The sequence below is a fragment of the Streptomyces sp. NPDC013457 genome, from assembly GCF_043089925.1.
Taxonomy (GTDB): domain Bacteria; phylum Actinomycetota; class Actinomycetes; order Streptomycetales; family Streptomycetaceae; genus Streptomyces.
Window position 1 is genome coordinate 588,226 of the sequence record NZ_JBICBL010000001.1, and the last position, 21,370, is coordinate 609,595.

Here is a 21,370-nt window from a genome sequence, read left to right on the forward strand (position 1 = left end):
TTGCCCTGGCAAGGTCAGCGGCGGCGCTTGAAGGAACGGCCGGCCCCCACACCCGCCACGTGAAGGGCGAGTGCGGTCAACCCGAGCAGCATCACGTTCGCCGAAGAGAAGACGTCGTTGGTACCGATGTCCGCGGCGTTGATCAGCCACGCTATGAAGAACAGGACCGCAGCCACTATGCCAAGCATGAACAGCTCCTCTCGAAGGGTGCTGTCCGTCTGCCCCCGCATCGCCGGTCCAAGCCGAGGCGAGGCTTCGACCGGCGACGGACCGTGGCGCCCTGGTCCCCCGCGGCCGCGGCCTTCGCGGTCAGCGCACCCTGCCCCGGGGATTCAGGTGGGCCGGAGGGAGATCACGGGGTCGGCTTTCCCCCCGAGGCGGACGCGTCGGCCCGGGGGATGTCGACGTCGATACGGCCCATCACACGGCGTGCCGCCTCGGCGAGTTCGGGCGGGCTCTCGACGGTGAACCGGCAGTCGAAGGTGACCAGGAAGCCGATGAGCGCCGACCACGACCAGGCACCCATCCGTATCCGGGTGATCCGCTCGTCGATCGCTTCACAACTCGCCGCGCCCGGAGCCCACTTGGCCACCAGCGCCACCGGGCACTCCATCAGGACGGTGCCCCAGCAGGGCCAGGTGTCCGAGGTGTCTCCGCGGTCGGGCTGGCTCTGGACGAAGCGGGTGATGTCCCCCTCGGGAACGTCACGCTGGGCGAAGCGCCACCCGGTGGGGGCCGGCTGTTCGATCCGGTCGAGCCGGTAGGCGTGCCAGGAGCACCCTCGCTGGTCGTAGGCGACCATGTACCAACGTCCCGACCAGACGACGAGCCGGTGGGGTTCGGCGAGGACCTCACAGCCGTCCGCCTCGTCGACTTCGATGGACCGGTAGGTGAACCGCACAAGTTCCCGCTCCTGCGCGGCGGCGCTCAGCTGGGCCACCAGTCCGGGGTCGACCTGGGGCGGGGCCAGCTCCCAGGCGTTCTCCATCTGTTCGACGGAGAAGGTCGCGAGGCGGCGGGAGAGGTGGGGCGGCAGGAGTTCCCTGATGGAGTTCAGCGCGCGTCTGGTGGCGTCACCCATGCCGGTCACGGAGGCGGGCGCCGTCTGGAGGGACAGCGCGATGGCGATGGCCTGCTCGTCGTCGACTACCAGTGGAGGAAGACGCGCCCCGCGGGACAGCCGGTAGTAGCCGGAGGGGCCTTTCGTCGCCGTGACGGGGTAGCCCAGTTCGCGGAGCCGGTTGATGTCACGGCGGACGGTGCGCGGGGACACCCCCAGGCGCTCGGCCAGCCCGTCGCCGGTCCACTCCTTCTGTGCCTGAAGCAGGCTGAGGAGCTCCAGTGTGCGGTTGGCGATCAAGAATTTCCCTCCGATTGCGATCAGTAGAGGTCAGCACGCGTCCTCTTCTCCTGCGATGGTGCCGCTGCTCCGGGGGCGGCGCGCATCCCCTCCCGCTCCCGTATGTCGCCCCCGGCGTTCCACCGGGTGCATCGCATCGAGAAGATCGGAAGAACGCAGTGTCTGAGAATCCAACTCGGTCCTCATCCGGCAGTCGGGACGCTTGGCTGGGTCTGGTCGCGATTTCTCTCGGGGTGTCGCTGGTGGTCGTGGACTTCACCATCGTCAACGTGGTGATGCCCTCCATCATCGACGACCTGAAGATCTCCGCGTTCGGCGCCCAGTGGGTCCAGGAGTCCTACGCGATCATCCTGGCAGCCCTGCTGCTGATGATGGGGCGCCTGTCGGACATCGTGGGAGCACGCCGCCTGTTCGTCGTCGGAACCGTGATCTTCGGGCTGGCGAGCATCGCCGCGGCTGTGGCGCCCTCCGGGGAGTTCCTGATCGTCAGCCGGTTCGCCCAGGGCGTGGGCGGCGCGATCGTCATGCCCACGTCGCTGGCGCTGCTCAGCATGACCTTCCGGGGACGCGATCGCGGCAAGGCCTTCGCCATCTGGGGGTCCACGATCGGTGCGGCCGCGGCGGTCGGACCGCTGCTGGGCGGCTGGCTCGCCGAGTACTCCTGGCGGTGGGCGTTCGGCATCAACATCTTCGTCGTGGTTCTGATCCTCGCGGGCATCATCCGGTTCCTCCAGCCGTCTCCCCGGCAGCCGCGCAAGGTCGACGTCGGCGGCGGAGTGCTGTCGGTGCTGGGGCTCGGACTTCTCGCCTTCGGTCTCATCGAGGGCCGCAACTACGGTTGGTGGGAGGCCCGCAAGAGCTTCGGCCCCTTCGGTGACGGGGTGGACCTGTCCGTCGTCCCGGTCGCCCTGGCGGTCTCCGTGGTCAGCCTCGCGCTCTTCCTCCAGCTGCAGGTCCGGCTGACGCGCGAGAACGGCACGGCACCGCTGATCGACACCTCGCTGTTCGGCATCAAGTCCTTCAGCACGGGCAACATCGCGACGCTGATCATCGCGTTGGCGGAGTTCGGCATCCTCGCCGTACTGCCCCTGTGGCTCCAGTACACCCTGGGGTACTCCGTACTCCGGACCGGCCTGATGGTCTTCGTCGTCGCGGTCGGCAGCTTCTTCGCGAGCGGTGCCGGCTTCGGCATGGCCGAGAGGACCGGCCCCGTCGGCCTGGTCCGCATCGGCCTCACGCTCGAAGCGCTCGGTCTGCTGCTGTTCGGCCTGCTGGCGAGCGACGACTCCGCGTGGTGGGTCATCGCCGTCGCCCTTTTCCTGTACGGCATGGGGGTCGGCTTCGCCACCGCGCAGGTCACCAACGTCGTCCTGGCGGACGTACCGCCGCAGCAGGCCGGCCAGGGCTCCGGAATCCAGAGCGCCGCGCGTCAGCTCGGCTCCGCGCTCGGCATCGCGATCCTGACGTCGACGTTCTTCACGGCGCTGGACTCCGACCTGTCCGAGCGGCTCGCCCAGCAGGGAACGCCCGACGCGGACGAGCTGTCCTCGGCAGTCGCCGACAGCGCGGGCGCGATGATCTCCGGTCTGAGCCAGCACCCCGAGACGGCCGCGGCCGCCGACGCAGCCCGGGACGCCATGTCCTACGGGGTCCAGATCAACGGCTACACCTGCGCCGCGCTGCTGGTGCTCGGAATGCTCGCGACCTTCCTCATCCCCCAGCGCGAGCCGGACGCCCGGCAGCGGGACGGAGAGGACGCTTCCGGCGGGGCGCAGGAGGCCGGCGCCGACGTCCGGCAGCTGCCTGCCTCCTAAGAGGGCGCGGCCCCACAGCTCCACCGGCCGCAGAGTGCTGCAGGACGGATCTCATGACCTGGGTGGGTGCGAGGACCGCACCCACCAGGGTTCACACAAACCAGCAGGTCAGCGCAGCCTGCCCCGGGCCTTCAGGTGGGTCGGGGGGAGTTCCGGGGAGGGGATCGGGAGGCCGTCGTAGCCCTTCACCTCGCCGAAGCGGGTGCCCGTCATCCAGTCTTCCCGGGCCTGCGCGATCTCCTCGTGCGACCGGCCGATCCAGTTCCAGAACATGACGATCTCCTCCTCGAACGGCTCGCCGCCCAGGAGCATCAGGCCCGCGTCCGAGGTTGCGCGCAGGGGGAGTTCGGTGCGGCCGCAGCCGAGGTAGAGCATCGAGCCCGGGAGGACGGGGACACCGTCGACGTGGGCCTCCCCGGACATGGACAGGACCGCGTACTCGAAGTCCGGATCCAGGGGGAGACTCGCCTCCGTGCCCGCCGTCAGGGCGAGGTCCGCGCCGATCAGGGGGGTGTACGTGGTGCCGGGCGAGGTGGCGCCGTCGAGTTCGCCGAGGATCACGGTGGCCGTCAGGCCGGGGGCCGTGACCTGGGGGAGGTCGGCGTGGTGCTGGAAGTGGGGTTCGACGTGGCGGTGGGCGTCCGGGAGCGCGACCCAGAGCTGGGCCCCGTGGAGGAAGCGCGCGTGCGAGCGGGGGCTCTCCTCGGAGTGGGAGATCGCCCGGCCCGAGGTCATCAGGCCCAGTTCCCGGGGGCGGATCGTCTCGAGGCTGCCCGTGCTGTCACGGTGCAGGACCTCGCCCTCGTGGAGCCAGCTCACCGTCTGGAGACCCATGTGCGGGTGCGGCGGGACCTGCATTCCGGGCTCGTCCGCGATGTCGTCGGGACCGTAGTGGTCGACGAAGGCCCAGGCGCCCACCATGCGGCGGCCGAGGTTGGGGAGCAGACGGCGGACCTCGGTCGACTCGCCGAGCTGGACGTGGCGGGGGCTGAGGAGTTCCCGGACCGGCTCGGCGACGACGAAGCCGCGGCCGCCGCACACGGTGAGGGCGGCCTGACGATCTAGATTGCTCATGCCAGTCAACCTATTCCTCTCACGGGACGAGGTGGGCGTGTCTCCACCCGGAAATAGTAGTGGAATGTTCAATCATCTTGCGATGTTGACGACGACGGCACCACCCCACCGGGTGGCAGGGTATGGACGCCACGAGGGAGCGCGAGTGAACGACACGTACTACGAGTTCGGCACGGCCGGCGAGCGCTGGGACCGCGCCCGGTTCTTCTTCGAGGCCAAGGAGTACCTGTCGGCGGCGCGCATCCTGCGCGGTCTCGTCGCCGAGCACCCCGAACAGACCGCCCAGCGCCTACTGCTGGCCCGCGCCTACTACCACTCCGCCCAGCTGTCCCGCGCCGAGACCGAGCTGCGCGCCGTGCTCGACCGGGACCCGGTGGAGCACTACGCCCGGCTCATGCTCGGCCGCACCCTGCAGCGGCAGGGCCGCCCCGCCGAGGCCGCCCCGCACCTCCGGCTCGCCGCCGCCATGAACGGCGACCTGCCGGAGTAGGCCCTTGAGCCGGTCCCGCGGCGGCCTTCGGTAGGGTCGTCGCGGGAGGTTCAGCGGTGCGTACGGAACGTGTGGGACGGAGCCGGACGCGAGCGGGAGGTGCCGTCGCGCACCTGCTGCTCGTGGTGGTGCTCGCCCTCGGCGTCTTCGTGATGCACGCGGTCGGCCACCCGGAGAACGCCTCGGACACGGGGACGGACGGGGTGTCGCACGCCTCCGCCCCCGTCCACGACACCGCCTCCGTCCACGACGCCGCCCCCGTCCACCCCACCGGCACCGAGGCTCCCGCCGCCCCGTCGCACGACTCCGGCATGGCGATGGACATGACCACGCTGTGCGTGGCCGTCCTCGGCGTCTGGGCTCTCGCCCGGCTGGTCCTCGCCGCCCTCGGGCGGCGTCCCGACCGGCTGGTGCGGCTGCTCGGCCGGCTCACCCGGTCGCTCGCCCCGAACGCCCCGCCACCCATATCTCCCGACCTCGCTCAGCTGTCGATCCTGCGGATATAGGCCGAACCGCCACCGCGGGCGCGCCTCGCGCCGCCCGCACACGCGCCGCTTCGGCCTTTCCGAACCTTCACAGCACACGAGGTGTGACAGACATGCGTACGTTCGACCATCCCACCGCCCGGAAGCTCACGCTGACCGGCGCCGCCGCCGTCGCGGCCCTGCTGCTCGCCGCCTGCGGCTCCGCCGGAGACTCCGCTCACGACGCGGCCGGCGGGACGAAGCCGGGCGCCGCGGCCTCGGCCTCCGGCTCTTCCGCGGCCGGCGCGTTCAACGACGCGGACGTGGCGTTCGCCCAGGCGATGATCCCGCACCACCAGCAGGCCCTGGAGATGGCGGAGCTCGCCGACGGCAGGGCGGAGGACGACGGCGTCAAGAGGATCGTCGCCGACATCGAGAAGGCCCAGGACCCGGAGATCCGTACGATGAGGTCCTGGCTCAAGTCCTGGGGCAAGCCCGAGTCGGCGGGTGCGGGCGGTCACGGCGGCGGACACGGCAGTGGCCACGCCATGGCCGGGATGATGTCCGAGCAGGACATGAAGGGACTGGAGTCCCTCCGGGGCAAGGCCTTCGACCGGAAGTTCGCCGAGCTGATGACCGCCCATCACGAGGGGGCGGTCGCGATGGCGAAGACCGAGCAGAAGGACGGTCGCGACGCCACGGCGAAGAAGCTCGCCGACGACGTCGTGCGGACCCAGTCCGCCGAGATCGCCGAGCTGAAGAAGATCCTCGACCGGCTCTGACCCGGGCGCGTGCCGGCGGCTCCCCGGAATGAGGGGAGCCGCCGGTCCTCCGTACGGGGGTCAGGCGCCCGTACGCGTGTGGACGATGTCGCCGCCCACGACGACGGTCTCGGCCACCGTCCCCGGGATCTCCTCGGGGTCGATGCGGAGGATGTCGCGGGAGAGGACGACGAAGTCGGCGAGCTTGCCGACGGTCAGCGAACCCCGCTCGTCCTCCAGGAAGTTGGCGAAGGCGGACCCCATGGTGTAGCCCTCGACGGCAGTGGCGACGTCGATCGTCTCCTCCGGCGTCCAGGGCTCTCCCCCGCCGTGCAGCGGACGGCGGGTGACGGCGGTGTAGATGCCGACCATGGGGTCCATCTCGGCGACGTTCCAGTCGCTGGAGAGGGCGAGGACGGCACCTGCGGCATGGAGGCTGCGCAGCGGCCACGCCTTGTGCCAGCGGTCGGGGCCGATGTTCTCGGCCCAGTCCTGGCCCGGGCCCGCGATGTCGGGTGCGGCATGGCGGGGCTGCATGCAGGCGACGACGCCGAGTTCGGCGAAGCGCGGGGTGTCGGCCGGGTCGAGACACTCGACGTGGACGACCTGGTGGCGGGCGTCGCGCGGCCCGTTGGCGGCGCGGGCTCGGGCGACGGCGTCGAGGACCGTGCGGATGCCGCGGTCGCCGGTGGCGTGGACGAAGCACTGGAAGCCGCGCGCGTCGAGCCCGGTGAGCAGCTCGGCGAACTCCTCCGGCGGGTAGAAGGTGCCGCCGCGGTGGTGCCCGCAGCCCGCGTACGGCTCCAGGAGGGCGGCCGTGCGGGGTTCGACGACGTCGTCGATGTACAGCTTGAGCGGTCCGACGCGCAGCCGGTCGTCGGCGAACGTACGGGCGGCGGCGGCGAATTCGTCCAGTTCGGCGTCGGTGGTGCCGCGCGGGTGGAAGAGCGCGGCGACGATCCGGGAACGGAGCCGGCCTTCGGCGCGGGCGCGCTCGAAGAGGGCGAGGTCGTCCAGGGAGTTCTGCGGTTCGACGACGGTGGTGATGCCGAACGCGACGGCGTCGTCCAGGCTCTTGGCGAGCCGGCCGTACTGGCGGTCGGGCGAGGCCCACGGGAGGCCGAGCTCCCGCAGCGCACGGTGGCCGGCGCGGGAGAGGCCCTTGATGGCGAAGTCCTTGACGAAGCCGGTCGGTTCGCCGGTTTCGGGGTCGGTGACGGCGGTGCCGAACGGCAGGTCCGTGCGGTCGCGGGTGACGTCGAGCGCACGCAGGGCGGCGGTGTTGAGCCAGGCGGTGTGCACGTCGTAGCTGAGCACGAGGGCGGGCGTGTCGCCGGTGACGGGGTCGAGGTCGGCGGCGGTGGGCATGCGCCCGCCGGGTATCGCGGAGTAGTCGAACGCCTCGGCCTCGATCCAGGCGGCTTCGGGGTGAGCGGCGCGCCAGGTGGCGATGCGCTCGTGGATCGCGTCGAGGGTACGGGCCCCGGCGAGTTGGACGCAGGCGTCGTCGGAGCCGAGGCGTACGTGGTTGTGGGCGTCGATGAAGCCGGGCAGGACCAGGCGGCCGCCCGCGTCGAGGACCGTGGTGCCGGGACCGGTCCAGCGCGCGGCGTCGGCGTCCGCGCCGAGCCAGACGATGCGTCCGTCGCGTACGGCGAGCGCCTCGGCCTCGGGCAGCCGGGGGTCGACGGTGTGGATGCGGGCCCCGGTGAGGACGAGGTCGGCGGGGGTTGCGCTGTTCATGAGGGGCGGACTCCAGTTCCTGACGGAGGTGTCACGGCTGTACGGGGGTGGCGGTGCGGCGCGCGAGGAGGACGTACACGAGCGCGGAGACGAGGGCGCCGAGGAGGGTGAGGTCGGCGCCGCCGAGCGGGGCGACGAGGGGGCCGGTCCAGAGCGCGGAGTCGCAGGTGAGGGCGGCGAAGACCATCCCGGCGAGCAGGGCGGTCATTCCTGCGGGGCTCCATCCGGAGCGGTACCAGTAGCCGCCGCGCTCGCCGGCGTGCAGGGCGTCGGAGTCGTAGGTGCAGCGGCGCAGGACCATGTCGGCGAGGAAGACCCCGCCCCAGGGGGCGAAGACGATGATCAGGAGGGAGAGGAAGGCGAGCAGGGAGGTGGTGAAGTCGGTGAGGAAGAGGGCGCCCAGGGAGCCGACGGCGGTGACTGCGGCGCTGATCACGATGGCGCGCGAGCGGCTCCAGGGGATGCCGAGGACCTGGAGGTTCAGGCTGGAGGAGTAGAGCGTGATGATCGAGTTGGTGACCGAGCCGCCGAGGATCAGGGCGAGGAAGAGCGGCTGGAACCAGCTCGGGAGCAGTCCTTCGGCCCCGGCGACCGCGTCGGTCATGTCGGCCTGGGTCGCGGCGGCGACGCCGGCGACGCCGAGGGCGACGGAGGAGAGGAAGCCGCCGAGCCCGCCGCTCCAGGTGAGGGCCTTGAGTGAGGTGGTGCGCGGCAGATAGCGGGTGTAGTCGGCGGGCATCGGGACGTACGAGATGGGGCCGGCGAGCACGACGACGAAGGCGAGGCTCCATCCGGCGGCGCCGGGCCCTTCGGCCGGGGCGGTGGTGTCGGCGCCGGGCAGCACGAAGACGAGCAGGGCGGCGAACCCGAGCGCGAGGGCGTGGGCCATCCAGCGTTCGGCGAACTGGACCGTGGCATGGCCCCACAGGGCGACGGCGAAGGTCATGGCGAGCGTCACGAGCAGGGCGACGGCGCGTGCGGTGTGGCCGCCCGTGGCCCAGCCGAGGTCGGCGAGGAGGGCTTCGAGGGCGAGGGTGCCGACGACCGTGTTGACGATGGTGTAGCCGATGCTGACGACCCAGTTGAGGAGTCCGGCGGGCCAGTTCCCGCGCACCCCGAAGGCCGCGCGGGAGATCACGAGGGTGGCGGTGCCGGTGCGGACGCCGCTGAGCCCGGCCGCGCTGATCGCGAAGAACGAGAGGCCGCCGATGACGACGGCCGCGGTGGCCTGCCAGAAGGAGAGGCCGAAGGCGACGGCGAGGGCGCCGTTGATCACGTAGGTGAAGGTGAGGTTGGAGCCGAACCAGAGCCAGAACAGGTCCTTGGCACCGCCGTGGCGCTCGGCGTCCGGAATGGGGTCGATGCCGTGGCCCTCGACCTGGAAGACCTCGTCCCGGCCGGCGTCCGCCGTTCTCTCCTGGTGCAGCATGCCCACTCCCAGACTTTGAATGGTGTTCTAGAATTTAGAACAGCATTCAAGATGTGGGAGAGGTGACGGCCGCGTCAAGACCTCCGAGACCTGCGGTTAAAGTCGTGACCTGGCGGGGTCACGGGGAGGAGAGGCACGGGTGGCAGGGTCAGCACGACGGCGCGACGGGCACATCACCCAGGAGCGGATGCTCGAAGAGGCCATGGCGGCCATCGCCGAGAACGGTCTCGCGGCGCTCACCATGTCGGCGCTGGCCGAGCGCCTGGGGACCAGCGGCGGCCACATCCTGTACTACTTCGGCAGCAAGGACCTGCTGCTGCTCGCCGCGCTGCGCTGGAGCGAGTCGGCCCTCACCGAGGAGCGTCGGGCGCTGCTCGGCCGGCGGCTGACGGCGGAGCGCAAGCTCGACCTGTTCCTGCGGCTCTATCTGCCGCAGGGTCCGCGCGATCCCCGGTGGATGCTCTGGATCGAACTCTGGGCGCGCACCCAGGGGAACGACACGCTGCGCGAGGCGCAGCAGGAGCTGGACCGGGGCTGGCAGGAGGACCTGGAGGACCTGCTCGCCAAGGGCGTGACGCAGGCCCGGTTCGCGCCCATGGACGCGGCCGAGGTGACCGAGCGCGCCTCCGAACTCCTCGCACTCCTCGATGGTCTCAGCACCCGCATGGTGCTGGGCCAGGAGCACGGCCCCGACCCGCGCCCGGCGATCGACGCGGCTCGGGCGGCGGCCGCGCGGCTGATCCCGCGGGGCTGAGCTCGCGCGGCTGATCCCGCGGGGGTGAGCGGCGGCTACGCGCCGCCGGCGGCCGGCGGGTCCTCCCAGGGGAGCGGCTCGACGGCGCTGTAGGGCCAGTCGAGGGCGTCGGGGTGGCGCTTCATCTGGTCGGCGTACCAGCGGATCTGCTCGGCGTGGAGTGCGGGGCGGGACAGCTTGGCGACAGCGGGATAGGAGTCCGCGATCAGCCGGGCGAGGGCGAGGGACGCCTCGGCGTCGGAGGCCGCGTCTCCGGGGCGGGCATGCGGGACGCCGTACCACGCGGTGACGGCCCGCAGGGAGCGGCTGCCGGGGCGGTAGCGGTCGGCGTGGCGGTCCAGGACGAGCGGGTCGCAGACGGGGGCCACTCCGTGCGGGAGCCGTGCGGTGAGGGGGGCCAGGTCATGGCGCCGGAGCTCGGCGTGGAGGGTGGTCAGGACGTGGGGGGCGAACCAGACGACCAGCACCTCGTTCGCGGCCAGGTGACCGGCGAGGACGGTCGCGAGCTCGTCGAGCGCGCGGGGAGCGGGGGCGCCTTCGGCGCGGGCGTGCTCGACGGCGGTGCCGAGTCCCGCGCCGCCGTCCGGATACGGGAGATTGGATCCAGGATCCATGATCCAATCTCCGTTGTCCGCGTCGTCGCTCGTCCGCACCGACGCGGCGAGGATCCGGTCCACGGCCCCCCGGTATCCGGTGGTCACGATGTCCACCGCCATGAGGCGGCGGCGGTGCCAGCCCGGCAGGTCCTGCCGGGCCGGCGGTCCGTCCTCGGGCACGTGCCCCGGGTGGAAGACCTCCCAGCCGTCCTTGGGGCCGTGGCCGTGCCGCAGCACCCCCGTCCCCGCCGGCACGACGGACCCGCAGACCGCGCAGCGGCCGTCGTAGTCGTTGGTGAGGTCGGGGGCGCCGGGACTCATGCCGTGGTCGCGCCGTCCCGGTACGCCTCGAGGAGCCGCAGCCAGGCCTCGCTCAGCGTCGGATACGCCGGAACGGCGTGCCAGAGGCGGTCGATCGGCACCTCTCCAGCGACGGCGACGGTGGCCGAATGGAGCAGCTCTCCGATGCCGGGCCCGACGAAGGTGACGCCGAGGACGATCTCGCGTTCCAGGTCGACGACCATCCGGGCGTGGCCGCGGTAGCCGTCGGCGTACAGACCGGCACCCGCCACGGAGGTGAGGTCGAGGTCGACCGCGCGGACCCGGTGACCGGCGTTCTCGGCCTCGGCGAGGGAGAGGCCGACCGCCGCGGCCTCGGGGTCGGTGAACACGACCTGGGGTACGGCCGCGTGGTCGGCGGTGGCCGCGTGCGCGCCCCAGGGGGTGGCCGTCACGGAGGCGCCGTCGGCGGCGCGCGCGGCGATGGCCGCACCGGCGATCCGCGCCTGGTACTTGCCCTGATGGGTCATCAGGGCCCGCCGGTTGACGTCGCCGACGGCGTACAGCCAGTCGCTTCCCTCGACCCGGAGGCTGTCGTCCACCGAGAGCCACGAGCCGGGCTCCAGGCCGACGGTCTCCAGACCGATGTCGTCGGTGCGCGGGCTCCGGCCCGTCGCGAACAGGACCTCGTCGCCCTCGATCCGGTCGCCGCCCTCCAGGACGACGGTGACCGGGCCGGTGCCTCCGTCGCGTACCACGGCGGCCACGGAGACGCCGGTGCGGACATCGGCGCCGCCCTCGGTCAGCGCGTCCGCGACGTGCTCGCCGACGAAGGACTCCATGCGCGGCAGCAGCCCCTTGCCCCGCACCAGGACGGTCACCCGCGAGCCGAGCGCCTGCCAGGCGGTGGCCATCTCCGCCGCGACCACTCCCCCGCCGACCACGATCAGGTGGCCGGGAACGGTGTGTGAGCTGGTCGCCTCGCGACTCGTCCAGGGCCGGGCCCCGGTCAGGCCGGGCAGCTCCGGCAGCGCCGCGCGGCTGCCGGTGCAGACGGCGACGGCGTGACGGGCCGAGAGGAGATGGCGATCGCCCTCGGGGCCTTCCACGACGACCTTCCGGGGGCCGGCGAGACGGCCGTGGCCGCGGTAGAGGCGGGCTCCGGTGGACTCCAGCCAGCCGACGGCGCCGTCGTCCTTCCAGTCGGAGACGTAGTAGTCGCGGTGGGCCAGGACCGCCGCCGCGTCGAGCGGCCCCTGCACCAGCTGCCGGAGGCCGGGGACCTTACGGGCGTCCGAGCGGGCGATGGCCGGGCGCAGAAGGGTCTTGCTCGGCATGCAGGCCCAGTACGAGCACTCGCCGCCGACCAGTTCGCTCTCCACCACCGCCACGCTCAGACCGGCGGCCCCGACCCGGTCCACCACGTTCTCGCCCACGGGTCCCGCGCCCAGGACCACCACGTCGTACTCCTGCTCCACCTCATGTGTCATGAGCCCCAGTCTGCTGGCAGGTGTGCGCCGTGGCCACAGGGGAAGGTGCGGCCCTGCACGCCCGCGACGAGGGCCGTGCACAGGAGCGGAACCGCGTGGAATAGCGCGACTCGATACGCCGTTGTGCGGGTCGAGTCCCCAGGGGACCGTGAGGACACCCGCCAGGAGACCCGGAGAGGCAGAAAACATGAGCACTGTTGAGCTCACCAAGGACAACTTCGACCAGATCGTGAGCGACAACGAATTCGTTCTGATCGACTTCTGGGCTTCCTGGTGTGGTCCGTGCCGGCAGTTCGCACCGGTCTTCGAGGCGGCGTCCGAGCGCCACGAGGACCTGGTCTTCGCCAAGGTGGACACCGAGGCGCAGCAGGAGCTGGCGGCCGCCTTCGAGATCCAATCGATCCCGACGCTGATGATCGTCCGCGACAACGTGGCCGTGTTCGCCCAGCCCGGCGCGCTGCCGGAGGCGGCCCTGGAGGACGTGATCGGTCAGGCGCGCAAGCTGGACATGGACCAGGTGCGCAAGTCGATCGAGGACGCCCAGCAACAGCAGCAGCAGTAACGGCGCGCCGCGGGGGCGGTACGGGAGATCCCGTACCGCCCCCGCGTGCGTGGGCTCGCGCCGCGGGTCCGCGTGGGGCCCTCGGGGGTCAGCGCTCCAGAACCAGCGCGAGACCCTGGCCGACGCCGATGCACAGGGCAGCGAGTCCGGTACCCGAGCCCGCCGCCGCCAGCTGGTGCGCCACCGCGCCCGCGAGCCGTGCGCCGGAGGCGCCGAGCGGGTGCCCGATCGCGATGGCACCGCCGCGCGGGTTGACGACGGCGGGATCGAGATCCGGCCACTCGGCGAGGCAGCCGAGGGACTGGGCGGCGAAGGCCTCGTTGAGCTCGAACGTGGTCAGGTCGGCGAAGGACCGGTCCGCCTTCCCGAGCGCGCGCCGCACCGCCTCCACGGGCCCGAGCCCGAAGAGCTGCGGCTCGATGCCGGTGACGGCCGAGGCGCGGATCCGGGCGAGCGGCTCGCGGCCGGTCTCCCGCAGCCCCTCCTCGTCGACCAGGAGCAGCGCGGCGGCACCGTCGTTGAGCGGTGAGGCGTTGCCCGCCGTGACCGTCCCGCCCTCGCGGCGGAAGGACGGCTTCAGCTTGGCGAGCGCCTCCAGGGACGTGGTGTCGCGGATGCACTCGTCCCGGTCGAGTTCCACGCCCTCGTAGGGCACGACCTCGCCGTCGTACAGCCCCTTCGCCCACGCCTCGGCCGCCTTCTGATGGCTGGCCAGGGCGAACGCGTCCTGCTGCTCGCGGGTGAGGGCGTGCTTGTCGGCGATCAGCTCCGCGCCCTCGCCGAGGCCGACGGTCCACTCCGCGGGCATCCTCGGATTGGTCATCCGCCAGCCCAGCGTCGTGGAGTGGAGCTGCTGATGGCCGGCCGGGAAGGCGCGCTCGGGCTTCTGCAGGACCCAGGGGGCGCGGGACATCGACTCGACGCCGCCCGCGACGGCCACGGAGGCGTCGCCCACCGCGATCGCGCGCGCGGCCTGGATCACCGCCTCAAGACCGGAGCCGCAGAGCCGGTTGACGGTGACACCGGGCACGGAGGTGGGGAGCCCGGCGAGCAGGACGGCCATCCGGGCCACGTCACGGTTGTCCTCGCCCGCGCCGTTGGCGTCGCCGAAGTAGACGTCGTCGATCCTGGCCGGGTCGAGGTCGGGCGACCGGTTCACGAGCGACGCGACGACATGGGCGGCGAGGTCGTCGGGGCGTACGGAGGAGAGCGCGCCTCCGAACTTGCCGATCGGGGTGCGGACGGCGTCGACGATGTAGACGTCGCGGATGCTCATCGGTTCTCTCCCACGTGACCCTCGGGCGGGCGGTCGCGCGCGTGCCGCGTGCGTGTGCGTGTGCGCCGTGCGCGTGCCCGCCGGGCTTCGTTCGCCTGGTGAATTTTCCTTCGTTGACGTGCGCGCCGAGTCTCCGCCCGGCGGAGGCTTCTGTCAACGGTGCCGGACGTCCCGTACGTGGTGTGTGAACCGATACGACACCGCCACCGCTCAGGACCCCGTCGGGACCCTGACCAGCGCCGTCAGGCCGTAGTCGAGCTCACGGCCGTCGACGAGCAGCGCCTCGACCGTGCGGGTCTCCGGGTCGATGTCGGCGGCCATGCCGTGACCCTCGTAGCGCGGGTAGCCCGACGAGCCCGTGTGGCCCGTCACCTCCACCACCGCGGTCCGGACCGCACTGTCCTCCACGGACGCGCCGCCCCGGTCCTCCACGTGCTCGGCGACGAGCAGGATCTCGAAGCGCCGCGGAACTGTGCTCATGCTTCGACGCTAAGCCGCATCGCCGCCCGGCGCCCGCTGCTCGGCGCCTGCCACCCACCGCCCGACGGAGGCGCTCAGCTCGACTCGCGGGCGACGACCCGCGAGGCCATCAGCTCCTGCGCCATGGGCGTGCTGTCGGGGGCGCGGACAGTACTGTCGACGAGTTCGGCGAGGTGCCGGCCGATCACCATGTCGATCTGCACCGTCGTCAGCCGTGGCCGCAGCAGCCGCCCGAGCAGCAGGTCGTCCGAGCCGACGACCGCCGTCTCGTCCGGGACGGAGATCCCCGCGTCCTGCAGGGCCCGCATCAGCAGCATCGCGTACTCGTCGTTGTACGCGAACACCGCGTCGAGGCCCAGCTCTCGCCAGCGTCCGGCGAGCCCGTTCGCCGACTCCTCCTCGTACCGCAGCGGCAGCGGTACGACGGTGGCCTCCGTCCCCGCCACCGCCTGCCGGGCACCTTCGAGCCGTGGCCCGGAGAACATCTCGAGCCCCGGCTCCTCGGGGATCACCACGCCGATCCGGCGCCGGCCGCGCTCCAGGAGGTGCTCGACGGCGACCCGCCCCACCCGGCCCTGGTCCATGACGAGGGCGTGCGCGCCGTCGACCCGGTGCGGGCCGACGGTGATGACGGCCTTCGCCCCGGACCGCTTCAGGATCTCGACGCCGTGCGGGGAGAGCTGGACCTCACCGAGCGAGACCACGGCGACCGGACGGAGCTCCGCCCAGGCGCGCGCGGCCTCGTCGCCTTCGAGGCCGAGGCTGCCGTACTGCACGACGGTGTAGTCGAGGCGCCGCAGGGCCCACTGCAGCTCGTTGAAGAACCGGCTGTAGAGGGGGCCGATCGGCACGTGGGCGGTGGGCAGCAGCACCATCCGGCTGTGACCGGCACGCAGGCTGCGCGCCGCGGCGTGCGGGACGTATCCCAGCTCCTCCGCCGCCTCGCGCACCCGCTGCCGGGTCGGCTCACTGATCCGTACGGCGGCGGTGTTGTTCAGGACGTACGAGACGGTCGCTCTGGACACTCCCGCGAGCCGCGCCACATCGGCGCTGGTCGGGACAGGACGTTCGGCGGACTGTTCGGGTGACTTGGTCATCGCTCCGGCATCTTTCCAGACCGATCCGGGCCAGGGTCTTCCGGATGGCCGGATTCGGGTGCTACACAATGCTGACGCGTGTCACTGACACGTGTCACCACTCGCACATCCGCTCCTCGCCCCGCATCGGGCGATCTTCACCAGGAGGGCACCCTGGCCCTTTCCTCCTCCGACACCGGAGCCGACGCCGGCACCGGACCCGAAACCCCCGCCGCAGCCGGCTCCCCCGCGGACCCCCGGCCCACCCGCGGTCTGCTGTCCCTCCTCCTCGCCGGGAACACGGCGATGTACGCGCTCTACATCGGCGTCCCCGGCCTGCTGCTCGCCCTGCAGATCGAGGACATCGACCCCGCGAACAAGGTCGCCAACTTCGGCCTGGTCTCGGGTGTCTCCGCGATCTTCGCGACGGTGTTCAACCCGGTCGCCGGCGCACTGTCCGACCGCTCGGGCCGGCGCAACCCGTGGATCCTGGCGGGCGGACTGCTCGCGATACCGGTGATGTTCCTGCTGGGCGGCGTGGACACGATCCTGCTCGTGACGATCGCCTGGTGTCTGGGCCAGGCCGTCATGAACATCTACCAGGCGGCGATCACCTCGGTCGTGCCCGACCGGGTGCCCTTCGCCGCACGTGGCAAGGCCTCGGCCGCCGTCGGGCTCGGCATGCCCATCGGGTCCACCGTCGGCGCGCTCATCGGCGCCGCCTTCTCGGAGAACTACCGCACCGGCTACCTGGTCTTCGGCGTGATCGTGGCGGCCACCGCCGTCCTGTTCACCACCTGCGCCCCCGAGCGGCGGATGCCTGCCAAGGCCCCCCTGCCCGTGAAGCAGCAGATCGCCGCCTTCGGCAGCGCGCTGAGGCACCACGACTTCCGCTGGGCGTTCATCGGGCGCGCGCTGCTCGTCCTCGGCTACTTCGCGGTCGCCGGCTTCCAGCTGTACATCCTCAAGGACCACACCGAGCTGCCGGGCGGGCTCACCCCGGAGGAGGCGGTGGCCATCCTGATGCCGGTCAACTCCGTCGCCATGGTGGTCTCCACCGTCCTGGGCGGCTGGTTCTCGGACCGCTACGACCGCCGCAAGCTGTTCGTCGGCGCCTCGGCCGCGCTGGCCGCCGTCGCGCTCGTCATACCGGCCGTCTCGACGAGCTGGAGCGCGATGCTCGTCTTCTCCGTCGTCAACGGCCTCGGCTTCGGCTGCTACATGGCCGTGGACACCGCCCTGGTCACCATGGTGCTGCCGAAGGCGGAGGACGCGGCCCGCGACATGGGCGTGCTCAACGTGGCGAACGCCGGGCCGCAGATCGTCGCCCCGTTCGTGGCCTCGCTCATCGTCTCCCTCAGCGGCGGGTACACGGCCCTCTTCGTGATCGCCGCCGTACTGTCGGTCCTCGGGGCACTCGCCGTGCGCCCGATCCGTACCGTGCGCTGACCGAGAGGGGACGACGTGCGCCTGCACACCACAACCTGGGGATCCGGCGACCGGGTCGCCCTGCTGATCCACGGCATCATGTCCGACCACCGCACCTGGCGGCGGGTCGGACCGGCCCTGGCCGAGCAGGGCTACCGGGTGGTGGCGGTGGATCTGCGGGGGCACGGCGCCAGCGGCCGGGCCGCCGGGCCGGAGGAGTACACGCCGGAGAGCTACGCCGACGATCTCGTCGAAACCCTGTCCGTGGGAGCCGAGTTGGCGATCGGGCATTCACTCGGAGCGCTGGCCCTCGCCACCGCGGTGGAGCGCCTGGCCCCGCGTCGAGCGGTGTACGTCGATCCGGCCTGGCATCTGCCGGCCGGGGACGCGAGCACCAGGGCGGAGCTCTTCGCCCATGCCAAGCGGCTCACCCGCGAGCACATCAGGGTCTTCAACCCCCGCTGGGCGGAGGAGGATCTCGACATCGAGATCGACACCGTCGGGCTGTGGGACGAGCGCACGGCGCAGAGTCTCGTGACCCTCGCCGGCCGGGACATGTGGCCCACGAGACCTGCCGTGCCCTCGCTGGTCGCCCTCGCCGACCCGAGCCTGCTCGTGACCGCGGACGACGCCCGGATGCTCTCCGGGCGCGGTTTCGAACTCCGTACGGTCGTCGGCGCGGGACACACGATCCACCGCGACGACTTCGACGGGTTCATGACCGCCTTGAAGGGTTGGATCTGACGTACCGTGTGGTCATGGACGAGCTCTCGATGGTGGGCATGGTCGGCCGGGTCACCGGCACCGTCGGGCCGGGACTCGTCGGCGAGGTGATCGTCCGGATCCGGGGCGGAGCCGAGCACTTCCTCGCGTACGCGGCCGACGCCACGGAACGGATCGGTCTCGGTACGGTCGTGATGGTCGTGGAACATCTCCCTCCACGCACCGTCTACGTCACAGCCGCGTACGAAGGCTGACCGATCCATTGAGCGCCCGTCCGGCGAGGCGCACACTCCCTTCACCGGATCCGCACGGCTCCGGTGAAGGGGGAGCTGCCCATGGGAATCGGCATCCTGGCGGGCGGCGCTGTCGTCGCCGTCCTCGTCCTCATCGCACTGTTCAAACTCATGTGGCGCGTCGCGGAACCGAACGAGGCGCTGATCATCTCCGGCTCCAACCACAAGATGGAGGGGCTCGGCGAGGGCATGGGCTTCCGGATCGTCACCGGGCGCGGCACGCTCGTGATGCCCGGCGTCCAGGCCGTACGGAAGCTGTCGCTCGACCTCAACGAGACCCAGTTGCAGGTGGAGTGCGTCACCCACCAGGGCATTCCGCTCAAGGTCCGTGGTGTGGTGATCTTCAAGGTGGGCGACGACTTCGTGTCGATCGCCAACGCCGCCCGCCGCTTCCTCGACCAGCAGAAGCTGATGTCGGAGCGGGTGCACATCGTCTTCGCCGGTCATCTCCGCGCCATCGTCGGCGGGTTGACGGTGGAGGACATGATCCGTGACCGCGAGAAGCTGACCGGGCAGGCCCGTTCGGCCTGTGGCACGGAGATGGAGAAGCTCGGTCTGATCGTGGACTCGCTGCAGATCCACGAGATCGAGGACCCGACCGGGTACATCAAGAACCTGGCCGCGCCGCACGCGGCGGCCGTTCAGCGCGACGCCCGGATCGCGCAGGCGGAGGCCAACCGGCGGGCCACCGAGGCCGAGCAGCAGGCCGCGGCCCGGATGTCGGAGGCCACCAGGGACAGCGAGATCCTGCAGGCCGGCTATCAGGCCGAGCGGGACCAGGCGTCGGCGAAGGCCCGGCAGGCCGGTCCGCTGGCCGAGGCGGGGGCGCGCCAGGAGGTCGTCGTCCAGGAGACCCGGGTCGCCGAGCTGGAGGGGCACCGCAAGGAGCAGCAGCTCCAGGCGGAGGTCCGCAAGCCCGCCGACGCCATGGCGTACGAGACGCGGACGCTGGCCGAGGCCGAGCGCGACGCCCGGATCTCGGCGGCGCAGGCGGAGGCGAAGGAGACCGAGCTGGCGAGCGCGGCCAAGGCCACCGCGACCCGGCTCACCGGTGAGGCGGAGGCCGCCGCCCAGCACGCCAGGGGTCTGGCCGTCGCCGAGGCGACGCGCGCCAAGGGTCTCGCGGAGGCCGAGTCGATCAAGGCGAGGGCCGCGGCGCTGGCCGAGAACCAGGAGGCCGTGGTCGCGCAGCAGCTGGCCGAGAGGTGGCCGGAGATCGTCGAGGCCGGCGCGTCGGCCTTCGGCAATGTGGACCAGATGGTCCTGCTGAACGGCGCCGACGGCATGGCGGAGATGTTCGCCAAGGCGCTGACCATGGGCGGGACGGGTCTGGGTCTTGCCCGTCAGCTGCTCTCGACGATGAATCCGGGCGCCCAGACGGCCACGGCGCCCTCGGTGAACGGCGCGACCGCGCCCGCTCCCCGGACGGAGGCGATCCCGGTCGGCGACGACCGGGGGTAGCCGTACGGGAGCGGGACAGTCGGGGCCCGGCGCCGGTGCGGCGCCGGGCCCCGGCCGTGCCGTTCACGGCGCCGCGATGCCGCTCCGCTCGTCTCCCCTCCCCTCCCCGGGTGCCGTACCGGGGTCCCCGTGTTTGGACGGGCCGAACGGGTAAAGACGACTGTCTGACACCGTTCTTATCACGCAAGGTAGGAGACGCATCATGGGCATCATCGCTTGGATCCTCATCGGACTGCTCGCCGGTCTCATCGCGAAGGCCCTGATGCCGGGCAAGGACCCGGGCGGCATCATCATCACCATGCTCATCGGTATCGCGGGCGGCCTGCTCGGCGGATGGCTCGGCAAGGTCATATTCGGCGTCGACTCGATCGACGGCTTCTTCGACCTCTCCACCTGGGTCGCCGCGATCGTGGGGTCCCTCATCCTGCTGGCGCTGTACCGCCTCTTCACCGGGAACCGGCGCTCCCACCGGCACGCCTGACCTCCCGCGGGTCGGGGAGACGGCGTGCCGGGCCCACGCGACGGGCGGGGCACCCCAGTGGGGTGCCCCGCCCGTCGCGTGCCCCGTCTGTCGCGTGTGCGCCGCTGTCACCCACCGGGCACGCAAGTCCGTTCGGAACGGTCAGTTGTGACCGAACTTCCGTTCCTTCTTGTGGGAGACCTGCTCGATGATCGGGCGCGGGGTCTCCCGTACGGCCGGAGTCTGTTCCTTCGACGTCGCCTCGGTCCTGTGCTCGTGGCCGCCCGTACGGGCACCGCGGTTCACCCGGGTCTGTTTCTTGCCCACGATCGTGCCTCCTGTACCGGAACTCGGACGCTGGGGCCGTCTTCAGCCTCGCACGGGCGTACGGGCGCCGCATGTCAGGGGCGCGTCGCCGGATTTCCGGGGAGATCGGGCGGCGGGTCAGCCGGTGACGACGCGCTGGAACGCGCCGAGCGTCGTCCGGGCGGCCGCACGGTCGAGGATCGCGAAGACGATCTCCTCGAAGTGGCCGGCGAACCGGCCGCCGTCCATGAGCAGTACCCGGAACGCGCCCGCGACCTCGGCCGGGTCGTTCTGGAAGACCCCGCAGCCCCAGGCGCCGAGGACGAGCCGCCGGTATCCGGCCGCCACGGCCGTCTCCAGGACCCGTTCCGCGCGGGCGGCGAGGGCGGCCGGGACACGGTCGGCGAGCGCGGGCGTCTGCCGGCGGATCACGCCCGCGTTGGGGGCGGGCGACGTGAGGAAACCGACCGTGAAGGGCTCGTCGAGCAGTCCGCCGCGGTCGTCGCGGAAGACGGGGACACCGGGCGAGTGGATCACCCGGTCCGTGTAGAAGGCGTCCCGCTCGGCCCGGTGGTGCGTGTAGTACTCGGGGGCGCGCAGGAGCGTCGTGTAGAGGGCGGAGGCCCGGCAGAGGGCCTCTTCCTGGGCCTGCGCGCCGTTCAGGTATCCCCCACCGGGGTTACGGGCGGAGGCGAAGTTCAGGACGGCCACCGGCGTGGCCGGATCGGCCCCGGTCAGGCGCCGGGCGGCGACGAGACTGCTCTCGTCGGTGACCTCGACGGAGGTGGAGCGGTCCGTGTCCGGCGTGACGGGCACGGCCTCGGGGCCGTACAGCGTCGTGCCCGCGAGCGCGGCGCGCAGCGCCTCCTCGATGGAGACCGCCCGGCCGCCGGGGGCTCGGTAACGGCCCGCCTCGACGATCTCCTCGGTCTGCTTCGCGATCCCCCGCAGTCGTGCGCTCATGAACGCAAGCTTGATCGATTCCGTTGACCCTGAGCAACGGGATATTCACCGGGGGGCCGGTGAGGCGCTCTTGCACGCCCGTCGGTGG

Annotated in this window: 23 protein-coding genes; 11 read left to right on the forward strand and 12 right to left on the reverse strand. The window is 71.8% G+C overall.

What is annotated here, in order from left to right:
* Nucleotides 1-14 precede the first annotated feature (14 nt).
* Both ACF1G2_RS02565 and ACF1G2_RS02570 read right to left on the reverse strand, forming a co-directional pair.
* Nucleotides 15-188 (reverse strand): hypothetical protein, encoded by a 174-nt coding sequence (locus ACF1G2_RS02565; RefSeq protein WP_391796460.1) that lies wholly within the window; start codon nucleotides 186-188, stop codon nucleotides 15-17.
* Nucleotides 189-352: 164 nt separating this feature from the next.
* A complete protein-coding gene (locus ACF1G2_RS02570) occupies nucleotides 353-1,360 on the reverse strand; it encodes a helix-turn-helix transcriptional regulator (RefSeq protein ID WP_391796461.1) in 1,008 nt (335 codons plus the stop codon).
* Between the two features lie 158 nt (nucleotides 1,361-1,518).
* Between ACF1G2_RS02570 and ACF1G2_RS02575 the strand changes: the two genes are divergently transcribed.
* Nucleotides 1,519-3,174: an MFS transporter gene (locus tag ACF1G2_RS02575; protein WP_391796462.1), complete on the forward strand. Its 1,656-nt coding sequence runs from the start codon at nucleotides 1,519-1,521 to the stop codon at nucleotides 3,172-3,174.
* Between the two features lie 108 nt (nucleotides 3,175-3,282).
* On the opposite strand, the gene ACF1G2_RS02580 is transcribed toward ACF1G2_RS02575, so the two are convergent.
* Entirely contained in the window at nucleotides 3,283-4,248 is a 966-nt protein-coding gene (locus ACF1G2_RS02580) for a pirin family protein (protein WP_391796463.1), read from the reverse strand.
* 145 nt (nucleotides 4,249-4,393) lie between these two features.
* Between ACF1G2_RS02580 and ACF1G2_RS02585 the strand changes: the two genes are divergently transcribed.
* The 3 genes from ACF1G2_RS02585 to ACF1G2_RS02595 all read left to right on the forward strand — a co-directional run bounded on the left by ACF1G2_RS02585 (nucleotide 4,394) and on the right by ACF1G2_RS02595 (nucleotide 5,984).
* On the forward strand, nucleotides 4,394-4,738 hold the full coding sequence (locus ACF1G2_RS02585) for a tetratricopeptide repeat protein (protein WP_391796464.1): 345 nt from the start codon (nucleotides 4,394-4,396) through the stop codon (nucleotides 4,736-4,738).
* Nucleotides 4,739-4,794: 56 nt separating this feature from the next.
* Nucleotides 4,795-5,244 carry a DUF6153 family protein gene (locus ACF1G2_RS02590; protein WP_391796465.1) on the forward strand — a complete coding sequence of 150 codons (450 nt, stop codon included), beginning with the start codon at nucleotides 4,795-4,797 and terminating at the stop codon, nucleotides 5,242-5,244.
* Between the two features lie 92 nt (nucleotides 5,245-5,336).
* A complete protein-coding gene (locus ACF1G2_RS02595) occupies nucleotides 5,337-5,984 on the forward strand; it encodes a DUF305 domain-containing protein (RefSeq protein WP_391796466.1) in 648 nt (215 codons plus the stop codon).
* 60 nt (nucleotides 5,985-6,044) lie between these two features.
* Here ACF1G2_RS02595 and ACF1G2_RS02600 read toward each other — a convergent pair whose 3' ends face one another.
* Entirely contained in the window at nucleotides 6,045-7,706 is a 1,662-nt protein-coding gene (locus ACF1G2_RS02600) for an amidohydrolase (protein ID WP_391796467.1), read from the reverse strand.
* Between the two features lie 31 nt (nucleotides 7,707-7,737).
* Entirely contained in the window at nucleotides 7,738-9,135 is a 1,398-nt protein-coding gene (locus tag ACF1G2_RS02605; RefSeq protein ID WP_391796468.1) for a purine-cytosine permease family protein, read from the reverse strand.
* A 139-nt stretch (nucleotides 9,136-9,274) separates the two neighbouring features.
* On the opposite strand from ACF1G2_RS02605, the gene ACF1G2_RS02610 reads away from it, so the two are divergent.
* Nucleotides 9,275-9,889, forward strand: coding sequence for a TetR/AcrR family transcriptional regulator (locus ACF1G2_RS02610; RefSeq protein WP_391796469.1), 615 nt, complete (start codon nucleotides 9,275-9,277; stop codon nucleotides 9,887-9,889).
* A gap of 35 nt (nucleotides 9,890-9,924) precedes the next feature.
* Here the strand turns inward: ACF1G2_RS02610 and ACF1G2_RS02615 are convergent, their stop codons facing one another.
* Together ACF1G2_RS02615 and ACF1G2_RS02620 are read right to left on the reverse strand one after the other, a co-directional pair.
* The gene (locus ACF1G2_RS02615; protein WP_391796470.1) at nucleotides 9,925-10,806 is read right to left on the reverse strand and encodes a 3'-5' exonuclease; all 882 of its coding nucleotides are present in this window, start codon (nucleotides 10,804-10,806) and stop codon (nucleotides 9,925-9,927) included.
* The gene (locus ACF1G2_RS02620) at nucleotides 10,803-12,254 is read right to left on the reverse strand and encodes a dihydrolipoyl dehydrogenase family protein (protein WP_391796471.1); all 1,452 of its coding nucleotides are present in this window, start codon (nucleotides 12,252-12,254) and stop codon (nucleotides 10,803-10,805) included. Before ACF1G2_RS02620 ends, ACF1G2_RS02615 begins: the two co-directional genes overlap by 4 nt.
* Before the next feature lie 187 nt (nucleotides 12,255-12,441).
* Between ACF1G2_RS02620 and trxA the strand changes: the two genes are divergently transcribed.
* Nucleotides 12,442-12,816: a thioredoxin gene (gene trxA / locus ACF1G2_RS02625; RefSeq protein WP_391796472.1), complete on the forward strand. Its 375-nt coding sequence runs from the start codon at nucleotides 12,442-12,444 to the stop codon at nucleotides 12,814-12,816.
* Nucleotides 12,817-12,904: 88 nt separating this feature from the next.
* Here the strand turns inward: trxA and ACF1G2_RS02630 are convergent, their stop codons facing one another.
* The 3 genes from ACF1G2_RS02630 to ACF1G2_RS02640 form a co-directional block, all read right to left on the reverse strand.
* Nucleotides 12,905-14,092: a thiolase family protein gene (locus ACF1G2_RS02630; protein ID WP_391796473.1), complete on the reverse strand. Its 1,188-nt coding sequence runs from the start codon at nucleotides 14,090-14,092 to the stop codon at nucleotides 12,905-12,907.
* Between the two features lie 210 nt (nucleotides 14,093-14,302).
* Nucleotides 14,303-14,572 carry a hypothetical protein gene (locus ACF1G2_RS02635; RefSeq protein ID WP_391796474.1) on the reverse strand — a complete coding sequence of 90 codons (270 nt, stop codon included), beginning with the start codon at nucleotides 14,570-14,572 and terminating at the stop codon, nucleotides 14,303-14,305.
* 74 nt (nucleotides 14,573-14,646) lie between these two features.
* The gene (locus tag ACF1G2_RS02640; protein ID WP_391796475.1) at nucleotides 14,647-15,669 is read right to left on the reverse strand and encodes a LacI family DNA-binding transcriptional regulator; all 1,023 of its coding nucleotides are present in this window, start codon (nucleotides 15,667-15,669) and stop codon (nucleotides 14,647-14,649) included.
* A gap of 78 nt (nucleotides 15,670-15,747) precedes the next feature.
* On the opposite strand from ACF1G2_RS02640, the gene ACF1G2_RS02645 reads away from it, so the two are divergent.
* From ACF1G2_RS02645 to ACF1G2_RS02665, 5 genes are all read left to right on the forward strand, one after another.
* Nucleotides 15,748-17,097 carry an MFS transporter gene (locus tag ACF1G2_RS02645; protein ID WP_391796476.1) on the forward strand — a complete coding sequence of 450 codons (1,350 nt, stop codon included), beginning with the start codon at nucleotides 15,748-15,750 and terminating at the stop codon, nucleotides 17,095-17,097.
* A gap of 15 nt (nucleotides 17,098-17,112) precedes the next feature.
* Nucleotides 17,113-17,820 carry an alpha/beta fold hydrolase gene (locus ACF1G2_RS02650; protein ID WP_391796477.1) on the forward strand — a complete coding sequence of 236 codons (708 nt, stop codon included), beginning with the start codon at nucleotides 17,113-17,115 and terminating at the stop codon, nucleotides 17,818-17,820.
* 14 nt (nucleotides 17,821-17,834) lie between these two features.
* Nucleotides 17,835-18,053, forward strand: a complete 219-nt coding sequence (locus ACF1G2_RS02655; RefSeq protein ID WP_391796478.1) for a hypothetical protein — start codon at nucleotides 17,835-17,837, stop codon at nucleotides 18,051-18,053.
* A gap of 81 nt (nucleotides 18,054-18,134) precedes the next feature.
* Nucleotides 18,135-19,553, forward strand: a complete 1,419-nt coding sequence (locus tag ACF1G2_RS02660; RefSeq protein WP_391796479.1) for a flotillin family protein — start codon at nucleotides 18,135-18,137, stop codon at nucleotides 19,551-19,553.
* A 202-nt stretch (nucleotides 19,554-19,755) separates the two neighbouring features.
* Complete coding sequence (locus tag ACF1G2_RS02665; RefSeq protein ID WP_352189669.1) at nucleotides 19,756-20,034, forward strand: GlsB/YeaQ/YmgE family stress response membrane protein; 279 nt, start codon at nucleotides 19,756-19,758, stop codon at nucleotides 20,032-20,034.
* Between the two features lie 141 nt (nucleotides 20,035-20,175).
* Here the strand turns inward: ACF1G2_RS02665 and ACF1G2_RS02670 are convergent, their stop codons facing one another.
* On the reverse strand, nucleotides 20,176-20,340 hold the full coding sequence (locus tag ACF1G2_RS02670) for a hypothetical protein (RefSeq protein WP_352189670.1): 165 nt from the start codon (nucleotides 20,338-20,340) through the stop codon (nucleotides 20,176-20,178).
* Nucleotides 20,341-20,457: 117 nt separating this feature from the next.
* Entirely contained in the window at nucleotides 20,458-21,282 is an 825-nt protein-coding gene (locus tag ACF1G2_RS02675; RefSeq protein WP_391796480.1) for a TIGR02452 family protein, read from the reverse strand.
* Nucleotides 21,283-21,370: the final 88 nt, after the last annotated feature.